Annotated in this window: 12 protein-coding genes; all 12 read left to right on the top strand. The window is 38.5% G+C overall.

Annotated elements, in window-relative coordinates:
- The first annotated feature begins 49 nt into the window (after positions 1-49).
- The 12 genes from BLP77_RS03460 to rpe all read left to right on the top strand — a co-directional run bounded on the left by BLP77_RS03460 (position 50) and on the right by rpe (position 12,441).
- Positions 50-928 (top strand): YicC/YloC family endoribonuclease, encoded by an 879-nt coding sequence (locus tag BLP77_RS03460; protein ID WP_093855727.1) that lies wholly within the window; start codon positions 50-52, stop codon positions 926-928.
- A gap of 97 nt (positions 929-1,025) precedes the next feature.
- Positions 1,026-1,286, top strand: a complete 261-nt coding sequence (gene remA, locus BLP77_RS03455; protein WP_093855726.1) for an extracellular matrix/biofilm regulator RemA — start codon at positions 1,026-1,028, stop codon at positions 1,284-1,286.
- A 6-nt stretch (positions 1,287-1,292) separates the two neighbouring features.
- Positions 1,293-1,916 carry a guanylate kinase gene (gene gmk / locus BLP77_RS03450; protein WP_093855725.1) on the top strand — a complete coding sequence of 208 codons (624 nt, stop codon included), beginning with the start codon at positions 1,293-1,295 and terminating at the stop codon, positions 1,914-1,916.
- Entirely contained in the window at positions 1,913-2,119 is a 207-nt protein-coding gene (rpoZ, locus tag BLP77_RS03445; protein ID WP_093855724.1) for a DNA-directed RNA polymerase subunit omega, read from the top strand. Before gmk ends, rpoZ begins: the two co-directional genes overlap by 4 nt.
- Positions 2,120-2,252: 133 nt before the next feature.
- Entirely contained in the window at positions 2,253-3,458 is a 1,206-nt protein-coding gene (coaBC, locus tag BLP77_RS03440) for a bifunctional phosphopantothenoylcysteine decarboxylase/phosphopantothenate--cysteine ligase CoaBC (protein WP_093855723.1), read from the top strand.
- On the top strand, positions 3,455-5,866 hold the full coding sequence (gene priA, locus BLP77_RS03435; RefSeq protein ID WP_093855722.1) for a primosomal protein N': 2,412 nt from the start codon (positions 3,455-3,457) through the stop codon (positions 5,864-5,866). The genes coaBC and priA overlap by 4 nt, the downstream gene beginning before the upstream one ends.
- A 12-nt stretch (positions 5,867-5,878) precedes the next feature.
- On the top strand, positions 5,879-6,817 hold the full coding sequence (fmt, locus tag BLP77_RS03430) for a methionyl-tRNA formyltransferase (RefSeq protein ID WP_093855721.1): 939 nt from the start codon (positions 5,879-5,881) through the stop codon (positions 6,815-6,817).
- Positions 6,818-6,821: 4 nt separating this feature from the next.
- Positions 6,822-8,159 carry a 16S rRNA (cytosine(967)-C(5))-methyltransferase RsmB gene (gene rsmB / locus BLP77_RS03425; protein ID WP_093855720.1) on the top strand — a complete coding sequence of 446 codons (1,338 nt, stop codon included), beginning with the start codon at positions 6,822-6,824 and terminating at the stop codon, positions 8,157-8,159.
- 27 nt (positions 8,160-8,186) lie between these two features.
- Entirely contained in the window at positions 8,187-8,933 is a 747-nt protein-coding gene (locus BLP77_RS03420; protein ID WP_093855719.1) for a Stp1/IreP family PP2C-type Ser/Thr phosphatase, read from the top strand.
- Entirely contained in the window at positions 8,930-10,906 is a 1,977-nt protein-coding gene (gene pknB, locus BLP77_RS03415) for a Stk1 family PASTA domain-containing Ser/Thr kinase (protein ID WP_093855718.1), read from the top strand. The genes BLP77_RS03420 and pknB overlap by 4 nt, the downstream gene beginning before the upstream one ends.
- Positions 10,907-11,791, top strand: a complete 885-nt coding sequence (gene rsgA / locus BLP77_RS03410; RefSeq protein WP_093855717.1) for a ribosome small subunit-dependent GTPase A — start codon at positions 10,907-10,909, stop codon at positions 11,789-11,791.
- On the top strand, positions 11,791-12,441 hold the full coding sequence (rpe, locus tag BLP77_RS03405) for a ribulose-phosphate 3-epimerase (protein WP_093855716.1): 651 nt from the start codon (positions 11,791-11,793) through the stop codon (positions 12,439-12,441). The genes rsgA and rpe overlap by 1 nt, the downstream gene beginning before the upstream one ends.
- Positions 12,442-12,444: the final 3 nt, after the last annotated feature.

Raw genomic sequence — 12,444 nt, 5'->3', positions numbered from 1 at the left:
ACAATAATAATGTAACAATTTTGTCAAGAATGATGAAGTAGGTGACGTAATGGTTAATAGCATGACGGGGTTTGGACAGTCACAGGGTAAGGTCAATCAAACAACGATATCGATTGAAGTTAAAACTGTTAATCATCGTTTTTTAGATTTTTCCTTTAAAATGCCTCGGGAATTATTAGTTTTTGAAGATGCGATGAAACAAAAGATTCGTCAATATTTTGAGCGTGGACGGATTGATGTTTTTATTAATATTATGGGTGAAGGTATACGAGCTAAACATATTCAGGTCAACTGGAAAACGTTAGACCAATATTTACAGGGGCTAAAAGAAATAAAGGAAAATCGTGATGTGTCAGGAGACATTGAGCTTGAAGACCTTATACAATTAGAAGATATATTCGTTGAAGAAGAGGAAGCGCAGGTTGATGAAAAGCTCGAGGAGAAGATATTGGAAATTTTAGATGACGTTCTTAAAAACGTACATACGATGCGTCAAGAAGAAGGTTCGACATTAAAACAGGACATTTTGAATCGAATTCAAAAGATTAACCGTCAAGTAAATGAATTAGAAGGTCAAATTGATCTCATTCAAAAGCAGTACCGGGAAAGAATAACGGAGCGAATAAAAGAGCATTTAGATAGTGCGGTACAAGATGAATCACGCATTGTACAAGAAGTTGCACTTTTAACCGATAAGTCAGATATAACTGAAGAAATTACGAGATTGTTCTCTCACGTGGAGCAAGTGATTGAAACAATAGAACTCAAACAACCCATTGGGAGAAAACTGGATTTTATCGCACAAGAGCTGTTGCGTGAAACCAACACAATTGGTTCAAAATCAAACGATGTTCGAATCAGTAAGATTGTCGTAGCATTAAAAAGTGAAGTTGAGAAAATTAAAGAACAAGTACAGAACATTGAATAAAATTTGAGATTTTAACCGTATTTAGACTATAATAGTTATTATAGAAAAATCATAGATATAAACATAATGGTAAACTAAACAGTTAGGGGAGAAACGAATGAATTTAAAATTAATTAATATCGGGTTTGGTAATGTTGTATCTGCTAATCGAATTATTTCGATTGTGTCACCCGAATCAGCCCCGATTAAACGTATTATTACAGTTGCAAGAGACAATAACAAATTAGTCGATGCTACATATGGGAGACGGACAAGAGCTGTTATTATTTCAGACAGTGACCATGTCATCTTATCTGCTGTACAACCAGAAACAGTTGGACAACGTGTCGTTAATGAAGATATGAACATAGACAACTAGGAGGATATCGTTTTGGAAGAGAAAGGGATTTTGTTTATACTTTCCGGTCCTTCAGGTGTAGGGAAGGGAACAGTTAGAAAACAGCTATTCGAAGAGGATTCTGATTTGCAATATTCCATATCTGTCACGACGCGTGCACCACGTGAGGGTGAACAGGATGGAACGGATTATTTCTTTAAATCGCGAGAACAATTTGAAAACATGATTGAAAATGATGAACTCATTGAATATGCTGAGTATGTAGGGAATTATTATGGTACGCCAAAACAGTATGTTGAGGACACCTTAAATCAAGGGAAAGATGTTTTTCTCGAGATTGAAGTACAAGGGGCAATGAAAGTCCGAGAGAGTCTTCCTGAAGGCGTATTTATCTTCCTTTTCCCGCCTAGTTTAGAGGAATTAAAAAATAGAATTATGCATCGTGGAACCGAATCGGAAGAACTCATACGAAATCGATTATTAGAAGCGAAAAAAGAAATCGATATGATGGATGCCTATGATTATGTCGTCGTTAATGATGAGATTGAACGTGCGGTTAGACGTATACAATCCATTGTCGTTAGTGAACACTGTAAACGTGAGAGAGTCGCCAAACAATATAAAAAAGCGTTAGGGAGTGATTTATCGTGATTTTAGAGCCTTCTGTTGATAATTTATTAACTAAGATCAATTCTAAGTACGCCTTAGTTATTATTTCAGCTAAGCGTGCGCGTGATTTACAAGACTCAGGCGGCGGTGCCATGGTTGAATCACCAAAATCAACAAAAAATGTCGGTGTCGCATTAGAAGAGATCATGGATGAGAAATTAACGATTGATGAAGAGGTTTTATAATTAATTATTATCCGTTCAAATTTTAGGAGCACGTAAATGATAACAACCTGGAAATGATACAGGTTGTTTTTCTTTTTGTGAAATTTTCATGTTAAACTAATATAAAGTTAAACGTTTATTTTTGGAGGAGAAAATGATGAGAGGGAAAAAAATTGTACTCGGTGTTTCTGGTGGGATTGCAGCCTATAAAGCCTGTGCCTTAACGAGTAAATTAGTTCAGCAAGGTGCGGATGTCAAAGTGATCATGACAGAGGGAGCAACAGAGTTTGTTCAGCCGCTTACGTTTCAGGCTTTATCCCGAAACCCTGTTTATACAGATGCATTTGATGAAAAAAATCCAGAAAAGATTGCTCATATAGATTTAGCGGATTGGGCCGATATTGTGATTCTGGCACCAGCAACGGCGCATTTACTAGCTCGTTTAGCTAATGGATTAGCGGATGATATGTTAACAACGATTTTGCTTGCTACTACGGCACCCGTATACATTGCCCCTGCAATGAATGTTCATATGTATGATCATCCGGCAGTAAAAGATAATCTTATAACCTTAGAGAAATATGGGTATCGTTTTATCGAACCGGGTGATGGTTACTTAGCTTGTGGGTATGTTGGTAAAGGACGTTTAGAAGAACCAGAAAATATTATTAAAGTGATTGATGATTCGGAATCTAAGGGACAGCCTTTAAAGGGTAAAAACGTTTTAATTTCAGCTGGACCGACAAAAGAAGCAGTTGATGCGGTTCGATTTTTCACCAATCATTCGTCAGGCAAAATGGGCTATGCCTTAGCAGAGGTTGCCAAACAATTGGGTGCTTCTGTGACATTAGTTTCAGGACCTGTTCAAATGGATCCTATTAATGGTGTTGAGCTTATTCAAGTTAAGACAGCACAAGAAATGTATGAAGCTATCTTGGAACGTTTTGATGATCAGGATATGGTCATCAAAGCCGCTGCGGTTGCAGACTATCGCCCGAAGAATCCATCACAACAAAAGCTTAAAAAGAAAAGCGAATCACTCGTTATCGAGTTAGAACGAACGAAAGATATCTTAAAAACGATAGGTGAGAAGAAAGAGAACCAATATTTAGTTGGATTCGCAGCTGAAACGGATGACGTTTTATATTATGGCCGTCAAAAGCTTGATAAAAAGAATTTAGATGCCATTGTTATCAATGATATTGGTAATCTAAATGTTGGTTTTCAGTCTGATGATAACGAAGTTCAAGTGATAACTAAGACTGGCCAAGAAAAATCCGTTACTATTCGATCAAAACATGAGATTGCGCAACAATTATTTGATATTTTTATAGAAGATATGATGGGGGAAGCAAAGTGAAAGTCGCAAAGGTAATCGTAGATGTCGCCGCATCACCAATTGATTCAACCTTTGATTATGACATACCGGAAAAATTAGAACATGTTGTCCAAAAAGGGATACGTGTCATCGTCCCTTTTGGCAAGCGGAAGGTCATGGGATTTGTTGTTGATTTAGCTAGTGATAGTGAATTTGATCAGTTAAAACCGATTCAAGAGGTGATGGATTATACACCGATTTTGACTTCGGAATTACTCGAATTATCGTCCTGGCTTCAGGAGCAAACGCTTTGTTATCGAATATCAGCCTTACAAGCGATGCTACCGGCTGTATTTAAAGCATCTTACGATAAGGAAGTATGGTTAATCGAAGAGGAGGATCATTTACCTGAAAAGCTTCGAGATGTGGCACAAGGACGTGAAGTTTTTCCTTTTTCAGATCTCGATAATAGTTCGATTACACATTCTCAAGTATCAAAGTATATTAATGATCAACTCATGGATATTAAATACATCGTTAAAGGGAAAAATCGTATAAAAAAGCACACCTATGTCGAGCCTGCTCAAGAGGTTCATCTTTTAATGGAAACGAATGAGAATATGCCTGGACGTGCGAAAAAGCAAAAGGAGATCTTAGAGCATTTTATTGATCACCCCGAAAGTGTACTATTAAATGACTTAATAAAGCAGCTACAAACGACAAGGGGACCGGTTGATGCCCTAGTGGAAAAGGGTATATTAAAACTCGTACAAAAAGAGGTATATCGCGATCCTTATGAAGGGAAAAATGAGGAATCAACAAAACCATTAGCGTTGACCAATCTTCAACAACAAGCGATAGACCCCATTTTGGATTCCATTGAATCAAACACTTACAGAACCTTTTTATTACATGGTGTAACCGGTAGTGGGAAAACAGAAATATATTTACAGTCAATTCAAGAAGTATTAAGTAAAGGCCAAGAAGCGATTGTATTAGTTCCTGAAATTGCGTTAACGCCGCAAATGGTTTCACGATTTAAGGCGAGATTCGGTGATGACGTTGCTGTTTTACATAGTGGTTTGTCGGCTGGTGAAAAATATGATGAGTGGCGAAAAATTCATAGACAGGAAGTGCGAGTCGTCGTCGGAGCACGTTCTGCCATTTTTGCACCGTTTGAAAACTTAGGTATTATTATAATTGATGAAGAACATGAAACGACATATAAACAAGAGGATTATCCGAAATATCATGCACGCGAGGTAGCAAAACAACGCGGTACTAATCACCAATGTCCAGTCGTACTCGGAAGTGCAACGCCAACATTAGAATCTTACGCACGTGCGCTAAAAGGTGTCTATCAGCTTTTAGAATTAACAGAACGGATCAATGATAAGTCGATGCCCGACGTTGAAATTGTCGATATGAGGCAGGAGCTTCATCATGGCAATCGGACGATGTTCTCAGATTCATTGACTGAAAAAATCAATGATCGTATAGAGCGACAGGAACAGGTCGTGTTGATGTTAAACCGGCGGGGTTATTCGACTTTTGTCATGTGCCGGGAATGTGGTGAAACCATTTCATGTGAGCATTGCGATATTTCGATGACATATCATCAAAGACAGCATAAGTTAAAATGTCACTATTGTAATGACGAAAAACCGATGCCAAATCAGTGCCCGAGCTGTGAGAGTGATGCGATTCGCTTTTTCGGTACGGGGACACAAAAGGTTGAAGAAGCGTTGAACTTCCATTTTCCAGATGCGAATGTGATCAGAATGGATGTAGATACGACGAATCGGAAGGGCGCACACGAGAAGTTACTGACGCGTTTTGGTAACCATGAGGCTGATATACTTCTTGGGACACAAATGATTGCCAAAGGGTTAGATTTTAAAAATGTAACATTAGTTGGGGTTCTCGCGGCTGACTCGATGCTACATTTACCAGATTTTCGTGCATCGGAAAAATCGTTTCAGCTTTTAACTCAGGTTAGTGGTCGAGCAGGCCGTCATGAGCTTCCGGGTGAAGTCGTGATTCAGACATACACGCCCGAGCACTATAGTGTGGAGCTAGCGAGTCAATATGATTATGATGCTTTTTTCCGAAAAGAAATGCAGGTGCGTAAACAGTTTCATTATCCGCCGTACTATTATTTAGCTTTAATTAATCTATCACATGACAATCATATTGAGGTAATCGAGGCCTCAAAGAAAGTTGCACAAATTATTTCAAAAAAAACAAACGACCGTTGTCAGTTGATGGGGCCGACCCCATCGCCGATGCTTCGGATTAAAGATCGCTATCGTTATCAATGCATGATAAAATACAAAAGTAGAGAAGATGTCGAGGAAGCTCTAAGAGACGTTTTGGATCATTTTAAAAAACAAATTAATCAACAAAAACTTCAACTCACGGTTGACTTTGAACCATATCATTTTATGTAAGAGAGGGTTATCATGACGAAACGAATTGTATTTATGGGTACACCCGATTTCAGTGTCCCAGTTTTAGAATCACTCATCCAATCAACATATGAAGTGGTTGCGGTCGTCACGCAACCTGACCGCCCAAAAGGAAGAAAGCGGGTATTAACGCCATCACCTGTGAAAGATGTGGCTTTAAAACACGATATTCCGGCTATTCAACCTGAAAAAATCCGACATGATTATAATGATATATTAGCTTATAACCCGGATCTCATCGTTACGGCTGCTTATGGTCAAATTTTACCTAAAGCGATATTAGAGGAACCAGATTACGGCTGTGTGAATGTACACGCGTCACTTTTACCCGAGCTTCGCGGTGGAGCGCCTGTTCACTATGCGATAATTCAAGGGAAGAAAGAAACAGGTATTACAATTATGTACATGGCTGAAGCATTAGATGCGGGTGATATTATTTCGCAGCGTTCTGTACCAATTGAAGAGGACGACCATGTTGGAAGCTTACATGATAAACTTGCCCAAGTCGGATCTGAATTACTATTAAATACTTTGCCTAAACTGTTTAATGAAGAGATTACACCAAAACCTCAACATGATGAGGAAGCGACTTTCGCATATAATATTAAACGCGAACAAGAGGAAATCGATTGGAATAAGTCACAGGCAGATGTATACAATCACATTCGTGGCTTACACCCTTGGCCTGTAGCTTACACCATCTATCACGATAAAAATTTAAAGGTATGGTGGGCAGAAAAATGTAAGCAGGTTTCAGAGAAAACACCAGGAATGATTATCGACATTGAAGATGATGGCATTGTTGTGGCAACCGGTGATGGTCAGTCGGTTAAAATAACAGAACTTCAAGTAGCAGGTAAGAAACGGGTTCAATCAGCTGATTTCCTTCGTGGCTCAAAGGACTTCTTTGAAATTGGGACAAAGTTAGGATGATAGGATGGCAATCAAAAGCGTAAGAGAGCTTGCTTTAAAATTACTGATGCAAGTTGGAGAAAGTGGTGGTTTTAGCCATATATTAATCAACCAAGCCATATCGAATAATGATGTTTCAGAGAAGGATAAGGGTTTGTTAACTGAACTTGTCTATGGAACATTACAACGCCGATTGACATTAGAATTTTATTTAAAGCCGTTTGTCAAAAAGAAAATGGATCAATGGGTTAAATGGTTACTTTATTTATCGATTTATCAAATGGTTTATCTCGATAAAATTCCTGACCACGCCGTTATAAATGAGGCTGTATCAATCTCAAAACGAAATGGACATCGCGGGAAAAGCGGATTTGTCAATGGTGTATTACGTAATGTACAACGAAAAGGTGTGCCATCCTTTTCTTCAATAAACGATCCAATAGAGGAATTATCGATTCGCACGAGTCATCCTTATTGGCTCGTTAATCGGTGGGTAAAGATGTATGGCATGGACACGACTGAGGAAATGTGTGAGTCTAATTTGAAACCTAAAAAAATATCCGCTCGTATACAGCCATTGAAGATCAATATGGATGAAGCTCAATCAACTCTAAAACAAGAAGACATTGAGACAGAACAATCGTCATTAAGTAAGCAAGGTGTCAATGTCTTGTCGGGGAATGTCTTATCGAGTTCATTATTTCCTGAAAAACTAACGATTCAAGATGAAACGTCGATGCTTGTGTCAGAAATGATAGATGTTGAATCAGGCATGACTGTATTAGATGCATGTAGTGCACCCGGTGGGAAAACGACGCATATAGCTGAAAAAATGCACAATCAAGGGACAATCTATGCATATGATTTACATGACAAAAAGGTTAAACTAGTAAAAGAAAAGGCGGAAACATTAGACCTAACGATTATTCAAACTGGAACGCTGGATAGTCGATTACTAGGGGAGAAGCATAATGAGGAATCATTTGATCGTATTTTAATAGATGCACCCTGTACCGGTTTAGGTGTGTTAAGAAGTAAGCCTGATATTAAATATCATAAAAAAGAATCTGACATCTATGACTTAGCCCAAATACAAAGACAATTACTTGAAGCCGTTATACCGTTGCTTAAACAAGATGGAAGGATAGTCTATAGTACCTGTACTGTTGATGTAGAAGAAAATGAGAATCAAATTAAACAATTTTTGAATGACTTTCCTGATTTTGAAGTTGATCCATCCTTTTTTAAGCAATTGCCGGATAGCTGCCGGCAATTAAACGGTATTTCGGATTATGGTATACAACTATTTCCACAAGATTTTAATGCAGACGGATTTTTCATTACAAGACTTAAAAGAAAATAATTCGTCTAAAATGAGGTGACCGATTGAATGAATGCGTGTTTTGTGTCAGATGTGGGGAAAGTGAGAAAAGTAAATGAAGATTCTGGGGGAATTTATTACAACCAATCGAATCAGATGCTGACCATCATAGCTGATGGAATGGGCGGTCATAAGGCCGGTGATGTCGCAAGCCAATTGTCATCTACATATATGAAAGAGCTATGGGAAGAAACAGGTGAGCTTACATCTGAAGAAGTGATAAAAGATTGGTTGGAAGAAGCGATTATGAAGACGAACGAATATGTTTTATCTCATGCGCATGACCATCAAGAATGTGTTGGCATGGGAACAACATTAGTTGCTACTATATATTTTGATGAATATGTCATCGTAGGACATGTTGGCGATAGTCGTCTTTATCACGTTACGAATGAAGAAATTCGACAGGTTACAGAGGATCACTCTTTCGTTCAACAGCTCGTTAATAATGGTGAATTAACGGAAGAGGAGGCGGAATACCACCCGAAGAAAAATGTTTTGTTACAAGCAGTTGGTACGGAGTCTAATTTAAGAATTGATATTAATACATTCCAGTGGAGAGAGCATGAATACGTTTTATCATGTACAGATGGTCTTTCGAATAAATTAAGCTCCTATGAAATGATGGCGGTTATACAAGGAGATCATTCATTGGAGGAGAAAGTAGATGAGTTAGTATCACTGGCTAACCAAAACGGGGGAGAAGATAATATATCTGTTGTTCTCGTCCAACGTAAAGCAGGTGAAGCAACATGATGATCGGAAGAGTTCTAAATGAACGCTACAAGTTAATCCGCCCGATCGGTGGAGGCGGGATGGCTAGAGTTTATTTGGCACGGGATATTATATTACATCGTAACGTTGCATTAAAAATTTTACGAATGGAATATTCGAATGACCGTGAATTCATTGAGCGTTTTCGAAGAGAAGCTGAATCAACAATTAGTTTATCGCATGACCATATTGTCAGTATTTATGATGTTGGACAGGAAGAGGATATCTATTATATCGTGATGGAATATGTTGAGGGCATGACATTAAAGCAGCATATTCAGCACCATGGTCCGGTTTCAGTGCAAGATGCTGTACATATCATGTCTCAACTATCATCAGCGATGGCGCATGCCCATGAAAATGGCATCATCCATCGTGATATAAAGCCCCAGAACATATTACTTAATAATCATAGATATGTTAAAATCACTGATTTTGGTATTGCAATGGCGCTAAGTGCAACTTCATTAACCCAAACGAATAATGTGTTAGGCTCGGTTCATTATTTATCGCCTGAACAAGCAAGAGGTGGTACAGCGACCAAAAAATCAGATATATACTCACTCGGAATCGTACTTTATGAATTGTTAACGGGTCATTTACCATTTTCGGGAGAGTCAGCTGTATCGATTGCATTAAAGCATATGCAGATTGAGACGCCATCCGTTCGAGATGTGAATCCAGACGTCCCACAAAGCTTAGAAAATGTCGTGTTAAAGGCTACGGCTAAGGATCCACTTCAACGATATGATTCGATTGAAGAACTACAAGAGGATTTAGCAACCGTTTTAAATCCTGAACGCGCGAATGAGGAAAAGTTTATGGTTCCGATTGAAGATGGTGAAGAAACAAAAGCCCTTCCAGTCATTGGCGACACAGCAGGAAATGTTTATGAAGAAGATACGCTCGTAGCTAATCAAAATCATTCAGACTCTAAAAGTAATGGGAAAAAACCAAAAAAATGGCTATCGATATTATTATCCTTTCTCGTTTTATTCATAACAGCAGGGGTCATCGCATTATTTTTGTTACCTCAATGGCTAGGCCCTGACGATGTAGAGATTCCTGATTTGGCAGGCGAAACGTATGAAGAGGCGGTGAATCAGTTATCTGATTTAGGATTAGATGTAGAGCGAGAATCTGTTACGTCAGACACTGTCGATGAAGGGTTAATCGTGAGAACTTCTCCGGAAGGTCAGTCGATGGTAAAAGAGGGATCAGAAGTTACGCTTTATACGAGTATTGGAAAGGAAAAAATCGAGTTTGATAATTATGTTGGAAAGCAATTTGATCAAACGGAGCGCTTCCTACAAAATCAAGGCTATGATGATGTGATTTCTTACGGTAAAGAATCAGATAAACCTGAAGGCGAAATCATACGACAAATTCAGCCTGAGCCTGGGAAGAAAATCATACCTGAAGAGACGAAGGTGATTTTCGATGTCAGTACTGGGCCACCTAAAGTGACCTTACAGTCGTTCAGGGGTTGGACGTTAGAGGAAGTTCAAGAATATATAGGTGAAAATGAATTAACCTTAATAACAGAGGAAGAGTTTTCTGAGGATGTACCTGAGGGTGAAGTTATAAGACAAGAACCAGGGGTCAACGCGCAATTAGAAAAAGGAAACGAAGTAAAAGTTGTCGTTTCAAAAGGACCTGACTTAAAACCTGTCACAACTGAAGTTACCTTTGAGGTAGAATATGAAGGCGGTAGAGGTAACGGGAACGGTAATGGCTTTGGAAATAGACGAGGGCATGTCGTTGAGATTTATGTCGGTGATCAAAATAACAGTATTAATGATGTGTTAAATGAGGAGACTATTTATTACGACACAACCTATACGATTAGATTAACGATTGAACCTGGTGAATCTGGGGAATATATAGTCAAACGTGATGGTGACTTATATGAGGAAGATGTGATTTCATATGAAGAGGCAAGAGAGGGTCAATAAATGGGTCAAGGAATAATTGTGAAGGCACTTAGTGGTTTTTATGATGTGTTGATCGGTGAGGATGTCTATTCATGTAAAGGACGCGGATTATTTCGGAAAAAGAAGATCACCCCACTTGTGGGTGATCGGGTTGAAATTGAGACACAACCTGATGGCACTGGTACGATTATTGATATCCAGAAGCGTCAAAATGAATTAGTTCGTCCACCGATCGCTAACGTCGATCAAGTGATTATGGTTAGTTCTGTGGTGGAACCAGAATTTAATCCTTTATTACTTGATCGATTCCTTACCTTAATCGAGTTCAAGAACATTGACCCTTTAATCATATTAACCAAAAAAGATTTGGCTTCAGATGATCAACTGTCTAAATTAGAAGACTATGTTGGATCCTTTCAGCAAATCGGTTACAAAGTATTGCTTGTCTCCAAACATATGGATCAATTAGAAAAAATGGTTTTGCCATATTTAAATAATAAGCTATCAGTTATAGCTGGACAATCTGGTGTTGGTAAATCATCCATGTTAAATGGTTTAAACGAACAATTAAATATCGCAACAGGGGATATATCTAAAAGTCTTGGCCGCGGGAAGCATACGACAAGGCATGTGGAGCTCTTTCAACTCGGAGGCGGTTTTGTCGCAGATACACCAGGCTTTAGTTCGTTAGATTTTAATGAGGTTGAATTAGAGGATTTAAGATTTTGTTTTAAAGAATTTGTAGAAGTACAAGACCAATGTAAGTTTCGTGGTTGTTTACATATGAATGAGCCTAAGTGTGCTGTTAAAGACGCAGTTGAAGAAGGTACGATTACACCATTCCGATATGAGCATTATCAATCCTTCTATGAAGAAATTAAATCAAGAAAGCCGAGGTATTCATAATGACGAAAATAGCACCATCAATTCTATCAGCAGATTTTGCAAAGCTGGGAGATGAAATCAAAGATGTAGATTCATACGCTGACTATATTCATGTTGATGTCATGGATGGTCATTTTGTACCAAATATCACAATTGGACCGCTAATTGTTGATGCGATAAGACCGATAACCAACCTTCCATTGGATGTCCATTTAATGATTGAGAATCCAGAAAATTATATTCCAGCTTTCGCAAAGGCTGGAGCTAATATTATTTCTGTTCATCAAGAGGCATGTCCACATTTACATCGCACGATTCAGCAAATTAGAGACTTAAATGTAAAACCAGGTGTTGTGATTAACCCTGCAACACCAGTTCAGCAAATAGAGCCAATCCTTGGGGATGTAGATTTAGTCTTAGTTATGACCGTCAATCCAGGCTTTGGTGGGCAATCATTTATCGAATCTGCTGTTTCAAAAATAGAGCGTTTACATGATTTAAGAGAAAAACATCACTATGATTATGAAATAGAGGTTGATGGTGGTGTGAATCAAGAGACTGCTAGAATTTGTGTGGATGCGGGCGCAGATGTGCTCGTTGCTGGGAGTGCCATTTTTAAACAGCAGAATCGAAAACAAGCTATCCAATCGATTACAAATCATTTGGTCTAAGGT

Origin of the sequence: Tenuibacillus multivorans (genome assembly GCF_900103915.1) — a bacterium.
In the GTDB taxonomy this organism is placed as follows: Bacteria; Bacillota; Bacilli; order Bacillales; family Alkalibacillaceae; genus Tenuibacillus; species Tenuibacillus multivorans.
This window is presented reverse-complemented; position numbering and strand designations above follow the sequence as displayed.